This window comes from Streptomyces sp. NPDC059255, from assembly GCF_042752355.1.
GTDB lineage: Bacteria > Actinomycetota > Actinomycetes > Streptomycetales > Streptomycetaceae > Streptomyces.
On record NZ_JBHYZP010000006.1, the window covers coordinates 109858 to 122983 of the forward strand.

Below are 13126 nucleotides of genomic sequence, written 5' to 3' on the forward strand. Positions count from 1 at the left end.
CACTGGTGGTCAGCCGTCGTTCGTGGCTGCCGCCCCGCCCGTGGTCAGCCGCCGTTCGCCGCCGCGTCCACCGCGTCCGCCACCGGGACCGCCCCGCCGATCAGCTCCAGGGTCAGACCCGCCGTGCCCGGCGTCTCCAGCAGCGCCGCCAGCACCGCCGCCACGTCGTCGCGCGGCACCGCGCCCCGCCCCGTCGACTCCGCCAGCGCGACCAGCCCCGTACCGGCGTCGTCCGTCAGCGCGCCCGGCCGCAGGATCGTCCAGTCAAGGCCCGGCCTCGACCGTACGGAGACGTCCGCCGCGCCCTTGGCGCGCTGGTACGCGTCGAAGACCTCGTCGCCCGCGTGGTCGGGGTCCGCGCCCATCGACGAGACGACCAGGTGGCGGCGGACGCCCGCGCGCTCCGCCGCGTCCGCGAAGAGCACCGCCGCGCCGAGATCCACCGTCTTCTTGCGGGCCGCGCCGCTGCCGCCGCCCGCGCCCGCCGCGAACACCGCCGCGTCCGCGCCCGTCAGCACCGCCGCCACCGCCTCCACCGAGGCCGACTCCAGGTCCAGTACGACCGGTTCGGCGCCCGCGTCCCGCAACTCCGCCGCCTGACCCGGGTCGCGGATGATGCCCGCCACCCCGTGTCCGCGCGCGGCGAGCAGACGCTCCAGCCGCAACGCGATCTGACCATGTCCTCCGGCAATCACGATTCGCATGGTCACGACCGTACGCCGGGACGCCGCGTCCCGCGCAGGGGTGCGGCCGCCGGCCGGCCGCCGTGCCTCACGGGCCCGCGCCCGACCGTCCCTGGCGCGGCAGCTCCGGCAGCTCGGACAGCGCCCCCGCGGCCGAGTCGCAGTACTCCCGTACCGCACTGGTCCGCGCCACCACCCGCCCCCGGTGGATCACGATCCTGCTGTACGCGAGCGACAGCACCCCCTCGATCCGCTCCCCGCGCACCGCCAGCAGCTCCGCCGGGAAGCCCGCCTCCACCCGCACCTCCGGCAGCCCCATCGCGGCCCGCGCCACCCGGCTCACCGCGCCGTACGCGTCCGCCGCCCGTACCCCGCCCTGCGAGGCCAGCAGATACGCGGCCTCCAGTGGATCGCCGCGCCCCACCGGGTTCGACACGTCCCGCAGCGCCCCGCCGCCCGCCGCCAGCCGTACGCCCGCCGCCCGCAGCAGCCGTACGGGGGCCACCCCGCGCGCCCCGCCCACGGGCTCCGTACCGCGCCGCTCCACGCCCCCGCAGCCGCCCTGCGGCAGGCAGACCACGGTCACTCCGGCCGCCGCCAGCTGGTCCGCCGCCCGCGCCGCCACCTCGGCGGGCAGCGTGGCCAGCCCCGCGCACGGCCCGAGCGTCACCCCGGCCGGCACGCCGCCCGCCAGCGCCGCGAGCCGCGCGATCCTGGCCGGCTCCGTGCCCTGCGTGTGCAGATCGACGGGGCAGCCGTGCTCCGCCGCGATCTCCAGCACCGCCTCCACGTACCCGGCCGGATCGGGGTCGAGGTCAGGGCAGCCGCCCACCACCCCCGCGCCCATCTTCACCGCGTCGCGCAGCATGGCGAGCCCGTCGGCGCCCGCGAGCCCGGTCAGCAGCCGGGGCACCGCGACGGCGGTCAGATCGGCGAGCCCGCGCAGCGAGCGGCGCGCCTGGAGCACCGCGGCGAGCCGGCCCAGCTCCTGCGCGTCCCCGATCCGTACATGGGAACGCAGCGCGGTCGCCCCGTGCCCGAGCTGGAGGAGCGTGGCCTCGGTGGCCCGGCGCTGCACATCCTCGGAGGTGTACGGGACGGGCCCCTCGGCGGCGAGGTCGGCGCTGAGCGCGGTGTCGCTGTGGGCGTGCGGCTCGGCCGGGGCCGGGAGCAGCAGATAGCCGCCGAGGTCCACGCGCGCGGCGCCGGTGCCCGGCGGGAGGCTGCCCGCGGTGCCCACGGCCTCGATCCGGCCCGCGCCGATCCGTACGTCGACGGTCCGGCCGTCGGCGAGCCGGGCGCCGCAGAGCACGAGCGCGGTGGTGTCGGCCGTGGCCCCGTCGGGCGGCTGCGGCGGGCTGTCGGGCATCGGGCTCCTGGGGGAGGTGTTCCGCGCGGTGTGCAAGGTCACGGAGCGTGTGCCGAGCCTAGGGGCGCCCGGGCCGGGCTTCACGGAGGAGCGGAATAGTCGTACCGGCGAGCCCGTGGCAGGACGCAGGGCCCGCGCCGGAACCGTGCCGGGGCGGTGCCGGAAGTGGCGTGTGACACGGGGCGCGACAGCTGGGGCGACGGGCCACGAAACGGATTTGGGCGATCGGCGGGCGACCGTGTAATGTCTTCATCGCTCGCCCCAATAGCTCAGTCGGTAGAGCGTCTCCATGGTAAGGAGAAGGTCTACGGTTCGATTCCGTATTGGGGCTCAGATGTTCGGTGATCCTCGCCTCCGGGCGAGGAGATCCAGCATCGAAGCGGTGTAGCTCAGTCGGTAGAGCAAGCGGCTCATAATCGCTGTGTCACCGGTTCAAGTCCGGTCACCGCTACACAAAAGTAGCCGATTGTGGGGTCGGTCCTTCGATCGGCTACTCTTTTATGCGTTCATCCTTTCATCCGTTGTCCGTCCAAGGAGCACTCACGTGGCTGCCACCGACGTCCGCCCGAAGATCACGCTGGCCTGCGTGGAGTGCAAGGAGCGGAACTACATCACCAAGAAGAACCGGCGTAACAACCCGGACCGTCTTGAGATGAAGAAGCACTGCCCGCGCTGCAACTCGCACACCGCGCACCGCGAAACGCGCTGAATCAGGCTCGTATGCGAGGCCGTCCCCGGTTGGGGACGGCCTCGCGTCGTTTGCTGTGGTCACTTACATCGGTCACTTACATCAGGGAGGGAGCGAGTCAGTGGCGCTCGATCAGTCCTTCGTGGGGCGGAGCTATCCGCCCACCGCGCCGTACGAGGTCGGCCGGGAGAAGATCCGTGAGTTCGCCGAGGCGGTGGGCGACACCAATCCGGCGTACACCGACCCGGAGGCCGCCAAGGCGCTGGGGCACACCGATCTGATCGCGCCGCCGACCTTCGTGTTCGCGATCACGTTCAAGGCCGCGGGCGAGGTCATCGCCGATCCGCAGCTCGGTCTCGACTACAGCCGCGTGGTCCACGGCGACCAGAAGTTCACGTACTCCCGCCCGGTGCGCGCGGGGGACCGGCTGACGGTCACCTCCACCATCGAGGCGATCAAGTCGCTCGCCGGGAACGACATCATCGACGTGCGCGGCGACGTGCACGACGAGGCCGGCGAGCATGTCGTGACCGCCTGGACCAAGCTGGTGGCACGCGCCGCCGAGGGGGCGTGAGACCGATGACCGCGAAGATCGGTTACGACGACGTCGAGGTCGGTACGGAGCTGCCGCCGCTGAGCATGCCCGTCACCCGGGCGACGCTGGTGCGGTACGCGGGCGCCTCCGGGGACTTCAACCCGATCCACTGGAACGAGAAGTTCGCGAAGGAGGTCGGCCTCCCCGACGTCATCGCCCACGGCATGTTCACCATGGCCGAGGCGATCCGCGTGGTGACCGACTGGGCGGGCGACCCGGGTGCCGTCGTCGAGTACGGCGTCCGCTTCACCCGGCCCGTCGTCGTCCCCAACGACGACACGGGCGCGCTGGTCGAGGTCAGCGCGAAGGTCGCCGCGAAGCTGGAGGACGGCCGGGTCCGGGTGGATCTGACGGCGACGAGCGCGGGACAGAAGGTGCTGGGCATGGCCCGCGCCGTCGTCCGCCTCGCCTGATCCGACGCACCACCGGGCCTCCCGGCCCCGCCGGTAAGGGGCGCCCGCAATGGCGGGCGCCCCTTACGCATGCCCGCCCAGGGCTCCGGCTCGCGCCCGCCCGTGCCGGTTCACGCCCCCGGCTCCTGCCCGTTCACGGCCCGCCCCGGGCTCCGGTCCGGTGCGGGGCCACGGCCGTACTCTTGTCCCCGTGCACGAACTCCGCGATGCTCCCCTCGCCCCCCTGACCACCTTCCGCCTCGGCGGCCCCGCCACCCGCCTCGTGACGGCGGTCACCGACGACGAGGTGATCGCCGCCGTGCGGGAGGCGGACGACGCGGGCACCCCGCTCCTGATCATCGGCGGCGGCAGCAATCTGGTCATCGGCGACCGGGGTTTCGACGGCACCGCCCTGCGCATCGCGACCAAGGGCTTCACGCTCGACGGCACGGCGTTGGAACTGGCCGCCGGCGAGGTGTGGACCGACGCCGTCGCCCGGACCGTCGAGGCGGGCCTCGCGGGCGTCGAATGCCTCGCCGGCATCCCGGGCTCGGCCGGCGCCACCCCGATCCAGAACGTCGGCGCGTACGGCCAGGAGGTCTCCACGACCATCACGGAGGTCGTCGCGTACGACCGCGCCGCCCGCGGGACCGTGACGCTCACCGGCGCCGAGTGCGGCTTCTCGTACCGCCACAGCCGCTTCAAGCAGCACCCCGGGCGCTGGGTCGTGCTGCGGGTCCGCTTCGGGCTGGAGGACGCGGGCGGGCTCTCCGCCCCCCTCAAGTACGCCGAGACCGCCCGCGCCCTCGGCGTCGAACCCGGCGACCGGGTCCCCGCCACCACCGCCCGGGACACCGTCCTCAAGCTGCGGGCCGGAAAGGGCATGGTGCTCGACCCGGAGGACCACGACACCTGGTCCGCGGGGTCCTTCTTCACCAACCCGATCCTCACCGACGCGCAGTACGCGGAGTTCGTGGCGCGCGTCCGGGCCCGGCTCGGCGACGACGTGACACCCCCCGGCTTCCCGGAGGGGGAGGGGCGCACGAAGACCTCGGCGGCCTGGCTGATCGACCGCGCCGGCTTCACCAAGGGGTACGGCACGGGCCCGGCCCGCATCTCCACCAAGCACACCCTCGCCCTCACCAACCGGGGCGCCGCGCGCACGGAGGACCTGCTCGCCCTCGCGCGCGAGGTGGTCGCGGGGGTGCAGGACACCTTCGGGATCACCCTGGTCAACGAGCCGGTGACGGTGGGCGTCAGCCTCTGAGGTCCCCGAAACCGCGGAGCCTCAGAGTCTCCGAGGCTTCCTGAGTCTCCGAAGCCTCCGCGGACCGGTCAGGCGGCCAGCCAGGCGTCGATCCCGGCCAGCAGCTTCTCCCGCACCGCGGGCGGCGCCGCGGACCCCCGTACCGACTGGCGGGCCAGCTCGGCCAGCTCCGCGTCGGTGAAGCTCTGGTGCAGCCGCGCCAGTTCGTACTGCGCCGCCAGCCGGGAACCGAAGAGCAGCGGGTCGTCCGCGCCGAGCGCCATCGGGACCCCGGCGTCGAAGAGCGCCCGCAGGGGGACGTCCTCGGGCTTCTCGTAGACGCCCAGCGCGACGTTCGAGGCGGGGCAGACCTCGCAGGTCACGCCCCGCTCCGCGAGCTTGCGCAGCAGCCGGGGGTCCTCCGCGGCGCGGACGCCGTGCCCGATCCTGGAGGCCCGCAGATCGTCCAGGCAGTCCCGTACGGACGCGGGCCCCGTCAGCTCGCCGCCGTGCGGCGCGGCCAGCAGCCCGCCGTCCCTGGCGATCGCGAACGCCCGGTCGAAGTCCCTGGCCATGCCGCGCCGCTCGTCGTTGGAGAGCCCGAACCCGACGACGCCCCGGTCCGCGTACCGCACCGCGAGCCGGGCCAGCGTCCGTGCCTCCAGCGGGTGCTTCATGCGGTTCGCCGCGACCAGCACGCGCATCCCGAGCCCGGTCTCCCGCGACGCGGAGTCCACGGCGTCCAGGATGACCTCCAGCGCCGGGATCAGCCCGCCGAGGTGCGGGGCGTACGAGGTGGGGTCGACCTGGATCTCCAGCCAGCCGGAGCCGTCCCGCACGTCCTCCTCGGCGGCCTCGCGCACCAGCCGCTGGATGTCCTCGGGCGTCCGCAGACAGGACCGGGCGATGTCGTACAGCCGCTGGAAGCGGAACCAGCCGCGTTCGTCGGTGGCGCGCAGTTTCGGGGGTTCGCCGCCGGTCAGCGCGTCGGGGAGATGGACGCCGTACTTGTCGGCGAGCTCCAGCAGCGTCGAGGGCCGCATCGAGCCGGTGAAGTGCAGGTGCAGATGAGCCTTGGGCAGCAGGCTGAGGTCCCTGGGGCGGGGGGTGGTGCTCTCCATCCATAGATCCTGCCGTACGGAAAGAGGACCGGCAGCCACTTTCGCCGATCGAGATCTTGCCCGAACACAGATCCGGAATCGGGAACGGGTCCCCGGCCGGTGGCCGGGGACCCGTCGAGTCGCTGGTGGGAGCGGGTGGGGCGAGCGGGCGAGCCGTCAGTCCCTGGCCTCGGCCAGCAGCTTCTGGACGCGCCCGATGCCCTCGGCGAGATCCTCGTCACCGAGCGCGTAGGAGAGCCGCAGATACCCGGGCGTGCCGAACGCCTCGCCCGGGACGACCGCGACCTCGACCTCGTCCAGGATCAGCGCGGCCAGCTCGACGGAGGACTGCGGGCGGGTGCCGCGGATCTCCTTGCCGAGCAGGGCCTTCACCGACGGGTAGACGTAGAACGCGCCCTCGGGCTCCGGGCAGACCACGCCGTCGATCTCGTTGAGCATCCGGACGATCGTCCGGCGGCGCCGGTCGAAGGCGGTCCGCATCTCGGCGACCGCCTCCAGGTCGCCGGAGACGGCGGCCAGGGCGGCGGCCTGCGCGACGTTGGAGACGTTGGACGTGGCGTGCGACTGGAGGTTGGTCGCGGCCTTGACGACGTCCTTGGGGCCGATGAGCCAGCCGACCCGCCAGCCGGTCATGGCGTACGTCTTGGCCACGCCGTTGACCACGATGCACTTGTCGCGCAGCTCGGGGACGACGGCCGGCAGCGAGGTGAAGACGGCGTCCCCGTAGACGAGGTGCTCGTAGATCTCGTCGGTCAGCACCCACAGGCCGTGCTCGACGGCCCAGCGGCCGATGGCCTCGGTGTCCGCGGCGCTGTAGACGGCGCCCGTCGGGTTGGACGGCGAGACGAAGAGCACGACCTTCGTACGCTCCGTGCGGGCGGCCTCCAACTGCTCGACGGAGACGCGGTAGCCCGTGGTCTCGTCGGCCACGACCTCTACCGGGACACCGCCGGCCAGCCGGATCGACTCGGGGTACGTCGTCCAGTACGGCGCGGGGACGATGACCTCGTCGCCCGGGTCCAGGATGGCGGCGAAGGCCTCGTAGATCGCCTGCTTGCCGCCGTTGGTCACGAGGATCTGCGACGCGTCGATCTCGTAACCGGAGTCACGCAGCGTCTTCGCGGCGATGGCGGCCTTCAGCTCGGGGAGCCCGCCCGCCGGCGTGTAGCGGTGGAACCGGGGGTTGCGGCAGGCCTCGACCGCGGCGTCGACGATGTAGCCGGGGGTCGGGAAGTCGGGCTCGCCGGCGCCGAAGCCGATCACCGGACGCCCGGCGGCCTTCAGGGCCTTGGCCTTGGCGTCCACGGCGAGGGTCGCGGACTCGGAGATCGCGCCGATACGGGTGGAGACCCGGCGCTCGGTGGGAGGGGTTGCAGCGCTCATGCGGCCCATGGTCCCAGACCGGATACCTCCACGACACATACGTTTCGCTCTGCGAACAAACGGAGGATGGCTCTGCGAACAAGAAGGAGGATGGCTCTGCGAACAGGAAGGGGATGGCTCCGCGAACAAACGGAGGATGGCTCTGCGAACCAACAGTGGACGGCCGGGTCCCGGGGAAGCTGTTCGACGCATGGCTCATCACCACGTACACTCACTCGTCGTTGGCCTTCATCACCGAAGCCGCACCGGGCACTCCGTGCATCCGGTCGGATGCGGTAGGTTGAGGGAGAACGCAAAGGGTCGTAGCTCAATTGGTAGAGCACTGGTCTCCAAAACCAGCGGTTGGGGGTTCAAGTCCCTCCGGCCCTGCTACACACACCTTCGCCAGGATGTGTGCGCATGTACGTTCATTCAACGCATCGCCGTGCGGCTCCCCCGGGCGCGGCACGGTCACGACCCGGAATCAGGTGAGAGAGAGTGGCGGACGCCGTGGGCTCCATCGACAAGCCTGATGCCGACGATGAGTCCGCCGAGTCGAAGAAGCCCCGCAAGGGCGGAAAGCGCGGCAAGAAGGGCCCCCTGGGCCGTCTCGCGCTCTTCTACCGACAGATCGTCGCCGAGCTGCGCAAGGTCGTCTGGCCGACTCGTAACCAGCTGACGACGTACACCACCGTGGTGATTGTCTTCGTGGTCGTCATGATCGGTCTGGTGACCGTGGTTGACTATGGCTTCCAGCAAGCAATCAAGTACGTCTTCGGCTGATCCCGCGAAGGGCGCCCGGTGCGGCGCCCCTTTCGCGTGTTCCAGCCATTGAGCCAGGAAGAAGCAGCCACCGTGTCTGACCCGAAACTGAACGACGCCAGCGAGTCGGTGGAGTCCCGGAAGGACCAGACCGACATCGTCGAGGCGGCGGACGCTGTCGAGGCGGACCAGGCCGAAGCAGCTGACATCGCCGCCGGCGAGCCGGCCGAAAAGGCCGCGCTGCACGTCGAGGACGAGAGCGAAGGGTCCGCCGAGGACGCCGCGGACGCGGCCGCCGACGATGCCGAGGACGAGGACGAGACGGAAGCTGTGGCGGAAGCCCCGGCCGACCCGGTCGCCGCCCTGCGTGACGAACTCCGCGGGCTGCCCGGCGAGTGGTACGTGATCCACACCTACGCGGGCTACGAGAAGCGCGTGAAGGCCAACCTGGAGCAGCGCGCCGTCTCGCTCAACGTCGAGGAATTCATCTACCAGGCTGAAGTCCCCGAGGAAGAGATCGTCCAGATCAAGAACGGCGAGCGCAAGAACGTTCGCCAGAACAAGCTTCCCGGGTACGTCCTGGTCCGCATGGACCTGACCAACGAGTCCTGGGGTGTCGTCCGCAACACCCCCGGCGTCACCGGCTTCGTGGGCAACGCCTACGACCCGTACCCGCTGACCCTCGACGAGATCGTCAAGATGCTCGCCCCGGAGGCCGAGGAGAAGGCCGCCCGCGAGGCCGCCGAGGCCGAGGGCAAGCCCGCGCCGTCCCGCAGGGTCGAGGTCCAGGTGCTGGACTTCGAGGTCGGCGACTCCGTCACCGTCACGGACGGCCCCTTCGCCACCCTCCAGGCGACGATCAACGAGATCAACGCCGACTCGAAGAAGGTCAAGGGCCTGGTGGAGATCTTCGGCCGCGAGACCCCGGTCGAGCTGAGCTTCGACCAGATCCAGAAGAACTGACCCTTCTTCCGGAACACCTGCTTCCGACAGGTCAGACAGGTTTCGTACCTGTCTGACCTGTCGGTTTTTGGCCGTACGGCTATACCCGTTATCGTTGTGCGGTATGCCTCCATCCGGATGACCGGACGGCGGGCTGAAAACTCTCAACTGGACCCGGAGAGAGCAATGCCTCCCAAGAAGAAGAAGGTCACGGGGCTCATCAAGCTCCAGATCAGTGCCGGCGCGGCCAACCCGGCTCCGCCGGTCGGCCCCGCGCTGGGCCAGCACGGCGTCAACATCATGGAGTTCTGCAAGGCCTACAACGCCGCGACCGAGTCGCAGCGTGGGATGGTCGTGCCGGTGGAGATCACGGTCTACGAGGACCGCTCCTTCACCTTCATCACCAAGACTCCGCCGGCCGCCAAGCTGATCCTCAAGGCCGCTGGTGTGGACAAGGGCTCCGGCGAGCCGCACGTCAAGAAGGTCGCGAAGCTCACCCGCGACCAGGTGCGCGAGATCGCCACGACCAAGATGCCCGACCTGAACGCCAACGACCTGGACGCCGCCGAGAAGATCATCGCCGGCACCGCCCGCTCCATGGGCGTCACGGTCGAGGGCTGACCCAGCCGGGCACATCCCCAGTGGAAGGGCCGAGCGCGGCCCGCACCACGAACTCCACACCTGAAGAAACACCAGGAGAAGAAGTGAAGCGCAGCAAGGCTCTCCGCGGCGCGGACGCGAAGGTCGACCGGGAGCGTCTGTACGCCCCGCTCGAAGCCGTCCGTATCGCCAAGGACACCACCGCCACCAAGTTCGACGGCACCGTCGAGGTGGCCATGCGGCTGGGCGTCGACCCGCGCAAGGCCGACCAGATGGTCCGTGGCACCGTGAACCTTCCGCACGGCACCGGCAAGACCGCCCGGGTCCTGGTCTTCGCGACCGGTGACCGTGCCGAGGCCGCGCGTGCCGCGGGCGCCGACATCGTCGGCGCCGACGAACTGATCGACGAGGTCTCGAAGGGCCGTCTGGACTTCGACGCCGTCGTCGCCACCCCGGACCTCATGGGCAAGGTCGGCCGCCTCGGCCGCGTCCTCGGCCCGCGTGGTCTGATGCCGAACCCGAAGACCGGCACGGTCACCCCCGATGTCACCAAGGCTGTGAACGACATCAAGGGCGGAAAGATCGAGTTCCGCGTCGACAAGCACTCGAACCTGCACTTCATCATCGGCAAGGTCTCCTTCGACGAGACGAAGCTGGTCGAGAACTACGCCGCGGCGCTGGAGGAGATCCTCCGTCTCAAGCCGTCCGCCGCCAAGGGCCGCTACATCAAGAAGGCCACCCTGGCCACCACGATGGGCCCCGGCATCCCGCTGGACGCCAACCGCACCCGTAACCTCCTCGTCGAGGAGGACCCGGCCGCCGTCTGATCCGACGGTGGCCACGGGCCGCACCGCACACGCGAAAGCCGGGCCCCGCACCTCTCCGGAGGTGCGGGGCCCGGCTTTCGGGGTACGAGGGTGTGTCAGACCTGTGCGCTACGGTTCGGGACAGTTGTACGTACGAAACAGGGGTGGGGATCATGAACATATCCGTATGGAGGCGCGGGGGCGTCTGCCTGACCGCGGTGGCCGTCATGGCCGGTGTCGCGGGGTGTCAGGGCGGCGATACGGAGAAGAAGAGCGCCCCGGCGGCCGAGAAGGCGCCGGCGAAGTCGAGCGCCACCGAGGTCATCACCGCGGCCTACCAGAAGACCTCCGAGGCGAAGTCCGCCAAGGTCCGCATGACGATGACGATGCCGGAGTCCGCGGGCATGGTCGAGGGCGACATGGAGATGTCCGGGGTCATGGGCTGGGGCCCGACCGTGATGGACATGACCGTGAAGGGCGCCGCGCTGAGCGCCGAGAACGCGGGTCTCGAGAACACCCGGATGATCTGGGTCGACAACGTCCTGTACGTGGACGCGGGCGCCGAGGCGGCCAAGGAGATGGACGGCAAGCGCTGGATGAAGCTCGACATGGCCGCCGCGGCCGAAGCGTCGGGGGACAAGGCGCTGGAGAAGCAGATGACGAGCGGCCTGGAGAACATGAACCAGGACCCGGCGCAGCAGCTCGCCCTGCTGCTGGACTCGCCGCAGCTCAAGCACGTCGGCTCCGAGAAGGTGGACGGGGTCCCGGCCGAGCACTACAAGGGCACGCTGACCCTCGACGAGATGATGAAGTCCGACGGCGCGCTCGGTGTGCTGGACGAGAAGGAACGCCAGGACATGATCGACTCGATGAAGAAGTCGGGCATGGAGGGGTACGACACCGAGGTCTGGGTCAACGAGGACGACTACCCGGTCCAGATGAACATCGGCATGAAGACCTCCCAGGGCCTGGTGAAGGTTTCCGCGCACTACTCGGACTACGGGGCGAAGACGCAGGTCGAGGCCCCGTCGGCCGGTGAGACCTTCGACCTCGCCGAGATGATGGCGGGACTGGCGGACGAGGGCGCCGGCGGCGCCGCAAGCTGATTTGCCGTACCGCACAAAACTCACGTACTCTTCCCCAGAAGCCAAAGACCGCTGGTCGTTGCCGTGTCCTCGTAAGAGGGTGCGGCGGCCGAAGGATCCGCTAGCTGCGGACGACCCGCGCAGGTGACTGTGGAGAGCTCCCGGATCCCATTCGGTCGAGCTACGCCCCGTGCGCCTGCGCCGGGGCGTTTCGTTTTGCCCAGCCCCTTCTGAGCGGTCCTCATCACCCGGAAGGAGGCCGACGCTCATGGCAAGGCCCGACAAGGCTGCCGCGGTAGCCGAGCTGGCGGATCAGTTCCGCAGCTCGAACGCCGCTGTGCTGACCGAGTACCGGGGTCTCACCGTGGCGCAGCTCAAGGAGCTGCGCCGTTCTCTCGGTGAGAACGCCCAGTACGCCGTGGTGAAGAACACGCTGACCAAGATCGCGGCCAACGAGGCCGGGATCAACGCGCTGGACGACCTCTTCGCGGGTCCGACAGCGGTTGCCTTCGTCACCGGTGACCCGGTGGAGTCGGCGAAGGGTCTTCGTGACTTCGCCAAGGACAACCCGAATCTCGTCATCAAGGGCGGCGTCCTTGACGGCAAGGCGCTCAGCGCCGACGAGATCAAGAAGCTCGCGGACCTCGAGTCCCGTGAGGTTCTGCTTTCCAAGCTGGCCGGTGCCATGAAGGGCAAGCAGTCGCAGGCTGCCGCTCTCTTCCAGGCGCTCCCGTCGAAGTTCGTCCGCACCGCGGAGGCTCTTCGTGCCCAGAAGGAAGAGCAGGACGGTGCCGGTACGCCGGCCCCCGTCGAGGCCGACTCCGAGTAATCACGCTCGGTCCCGGGTGATCACACCCGGTCGGTCACAGCGGGCCGGTACGCCCGCGGAACTGTACATACGGCACCAGCCGAATTAGTGGAAGGACCGCCATCATGGCGAAGCTCACCCAGGACGAGCTGCTCGCGCAGTTCGAGGACATGACCCTCATCGAGCTCTCCGGCTTCGTGAAGGCCTTCGAGGAGAAGTTCGACGTCACGGCCGCCGCCCCGGTCGCCGCTGCCGCCGCCGGTGGCGCCGCTGTCGCCGCCGCGGAGGAAGAGGTCCAGGACGAGTTCGACGTCATCCTCACGGGTGCCGGCGAGAAGAAGATCCAGGTCATCAAGGTCGTGCGCGAGCTGACCTCCCTGGGCCTCAAGGAGGCCAAGGACCTCGTGGACGGCGCCCCCAAGCCCGTCGTCGAGAAGGTCGCCAAGGAGGCCGCCGAGAAGGCTGCCGAGTCCCTCAAGGCCGCCGGCGCCTCCGTCGAGGTCAAGTGACCCCGTACGGGTCCGTCACCGGCCGCTGAGAGGCCCGCGAGGGCTTTCGGGGGCACGGGGACAGTCCCGGCGCCGTAGGGCACCCCGTTGGTGGGGGCCCACCGCGCGGCGTTGGCAATAATGGCGTTCAACCACTAGGGTGGTATCCCGTAGCCGGT

The 13126-nt window shown here is 70.3% G+C and carries 15 protein-coding genes and 3 tRNA genes; 14 read left to right on the forward strand and 4 right to left on the reverse strand.

What is annotated here, in order from left to right:
- Nucleotides 1-44: 44 nt before the first annotated feature.
- On the reverse strand, nt 45-704 hold the full coding sequence (locus ACFXKG_RS10855) for an SDR family oxidoreductase (protein ID WP_384835560.1): 660 nt from the start codon (nt 702-704) through the stop codon (nt 45-47).
- Nucleotides 705-771: 67 nt separating this feature from the next.
- Nucleotides 772-2052, reverse strand: coding sequence for an amidohydrolase family protein (locus tag ACFXKG_RS10860; protein WP_384835563.1), 1281 nt, complete (start codon nt 2050-2052; stop codon nt 772-774).
- 258 nt (nt 2053-2310) lie between these two features.
- Here ACFXKG_RS10860 and ACFXKG_RS10865 point away from each other — a divergent pair.
- From ACFXKG_RS10865 to ACFXKG_RS10890, 6 genes are all read left to right on the forward strand, one after another.
- Nucleotides 2311-2383, forward strand: a tRNA-Thr gene (locus ACFXKG_RS10865).
- A gap of 47 nt (nt 2384-2430) precedes the next feature.
- Nucleotides 2431-2503: transfer RNA gene (locus ACFXKG_RS10870), tRNA-Met, on the forward strand.
- A 93-nt stretch (nt 2504-2596) separates the two neighbouring features.
- Nucleotides 2597-2761, forward strand: a complete 165-nt coding sequence (gene rpmG / locus ACFXKG_RS10875; RefSeq protein WP_003956487.1) for a 50S ribosomal protein L33 — start codon at nt 2597-2599, stop codon at nt 2759-2761.
- A gap of 100 nt (nt 2762-2861) precedes the next feature.
- On the forward strand, nt 2862-3314 hold the full coding sequence (locus ACFXKG_RS10880; RefSeq protein ID WP_384835565.1) for a MaoC family dehydratase N-terminal domain-containing protein: 453 nt from the start codon (nt 2862-2864) through the stop codon (nt 3312-3314).
- Nucleotides 3315-3319: 5 nt separating this feature from the next.
- Complete coding sequence (locus tag ACFXKG_RS10885) at nt 3320-3748, forward strand: MaoC family dehydratase (RefSeq protein WP_384835568.1); 429 nt, start codon at nt 3320-3322, stop codon at nt 3746-3748.
- 190 nt (nt 3749-3938) lie between these two features.
- Nucleotides 3939-4994: a UDP-N-acetylmuramate dehydrogenase gene (locus ACFXKG_RS10890; RefSeq protein ID WP_384835571.1), complete on the forward strand. Its 1056-nt coding sequence runs from the start codon at nt 3939-3941 to the stop codon at nt 4992-4994.
- 68 nt (nt 4995-5062) lie between these two features.
- On the opposite strand, the gene ACFXKG_RS10895 is transcribed toward ACFXKG_RS10890, so the two are convergent.
- Together ACFXKG_RS10895 and ACFXKG_RS10900 are read right to left on the reverse strand one after the other, a co-directional pair.
- Entirely contained in the window at nt 5063-6094 is a 1032-nt protein-coding gene (locus ACFXKG_RS10895) for an adenosine deaminase (protein WP_384835574.1), read from the reverse strand.
- 156 nt (nt 6095-6250) lie between these two features.
- The gene (locus ACFXKG_RS10900) at nt 6251-7477 is read right to left on the reverse strand and encodes a pyridoxal phosphate-dependent aminotransferase (RefSeq protein ID WP_384835576.1); all 1227 of its coding nucleotides are present in this window, start codon (nt 7475-7477) and stop codon (nt 6251-6253) included.
- Nucleotides 7478-7773: 296 nt separating this feature from the next.
- Here ACFXKG_RS10900 and ACFXKG_RS10905 point away from each other — a divergent pair.
- The 8 genes from ACFXKG_RS10905 (at nt 7774) to rplL (ending at nt 12968) form a co-directional block, all read left to right on the forward strand.
- Nucleotides 7774-7846 (forward strand) — tRNA-Trp (locus ACFXKG_RS10905).
- A gap of 108 nt (nt 7847-7954) precedes the next feature.
- The gene (gene secE / locus ACFXKG_RS10910) at nt 7955-8239 is read left to right on the forward strand and encodes a preprotein translocase subunit SecE (RefSeq protein ID WP_365638679.1); all 285 of its coding nucleotides are present in this window, start codon (nt 7955-7957) and stop codon (nt 8237-8239) included.
- 72 nt (nt 8240-8311) lie between these two features.
- Nucleotides 8312-9181: a transcription termination/antitermination protein NusG gene (gene nusG / locus ACFXKG_RS10915; protein ID WP_384835580.1), complete on the forward strand. Its 870-nt coding sequence runs from the start codon at nt 8312-8314 to the stop codon at nt 9179-9181.
- Nucleotides 9182-9346: 165 nt separating this feature from the next.
- A complete protein-coding gene (gene rplK / locus ACFXKG_RS10920) occupies nt 9347-9781 on the forward strand; it encodes a 50S ribosomal protein L11 (protein WP_030351419.1) in 435 nt (144 codons plus the stop codon).
- 83 nt (nt 9782-9864) lie between these two features.
- A complete protein-coding gene (gene rplA / locus ACFXKG_RS10925) occupies nt 9865-10587 on the forward strand; it encodes a 50S ribosomal protein L1 (RefSeq protein ID WP_384835584.1) in 723 nt (240 codons plus the stop codon).
- Nucleotides 10588-10739: 152 nt separating this feature from the next.
- Nucleotides 10740-11672 (forward strand): hypothetical protein, encoded by a 933-nt coding sequence (locus ACFXKG_RS10930; protein ID WP_384835588.1) that lies wholly within the window; start codon nt 10740-10742, stop codon nt 11670-11672.
- A 247-nt stretch (nt 11673-11919) separates the two neighbouring features.
- The gene (gene rplJ, locus ACFXKG_RS10935) at nt 11920-12480 is read left to right on the forward strand and encodes a 50S ribosomal protein L10 (RefSeq protein WP_365806988.1); all 561 of its coding nucleotides are present in this window, start codon (nt 11920-11922) and stop codon (nt 12478-12480) included.
- A 104-nt stretch (nt 12481-12584) separates the two neighbouring features.
- Complete coding sequence (gene rplL / locus ACFXKG_RS10940) at nt 12585-12968, forward strand: 50S ribosomal protein L7/L12 (RefSeq protein ID WP_382888637.1); 384 nt, start codon at nt 12585-12587, stop codon at nt 12966-12968.
- Nucleotides 12969-13126 lie beyond the last annotated feature (158 nt).

Excerpts from the sequence above, each read along its gene's own strand:
- ACFXKG_RS10855 (WP_384835560.1), bottom strand. The coding sequence starts at position 704 with ATGCGAATCGTGATTGCCGGAGGACATGGTCAGATCGCGTTGCGGCTG.
- rplK (WP_030351419.1), top strand. The coding sequence starts at position 9,347 with ATGCCTCCCAAGAAGAAGAAGGTCACGGGGCTCATCAAGCTCCAGATC.
- ACFXKG_RS10895 (WP_384835574.1), bottom strand. The coding sequence starts at position 6,094 with ATGGAGAGCACCACCCCCCGCCCCAGGGACCTCAGCCTGCTGCCCAAG.
- ACFXKG_RS10860 (WP_384835563.1), bottom strand. The coding sequence starts at position 2,052 with ATGCCCGACAGCCCGCCGCAGCCGCCCGACGGGGCCACGGCCGACACC.
- ACFXKG_RS10930 (WP_384835588.1), top strand. The coding sequence starts at position 10,740 with ATGAACATATCCGTATGGAGGCGCGGGGGCGTCTGCCTGACCGCGGTG.
- rplJ (WP_365806988.1), top strand. The coding sequence starts at position 11,920 with ATGGCAAGGCCCGACAAGGCTGCCGCGGTAGCCGAGCTGGCGGATCAG.
- ACFXKG_RS10900 (WP_384835576.1), bottom strand. The coding sequence starts at position 7,477 with ATGAGCGCTGCAACCCCTCCCACCGAGCGCCGGGTCTCCACCCGTATC.
- rplL (WP_382888637.1), top strand. The coding sequence starts at position 12,585 with ATGGCGAAGCTCACCCAGGACGAGCTGCTCGCGCAGTTCGAGGACATG.
- ACFXKG_RS10885 (WP_384835568.1), top strand. The coding sequence starts at position 3,320 with ATGACCGCGAAGATCGGTTACGACGACGTCGAGGTCGGTACGGAGCTG.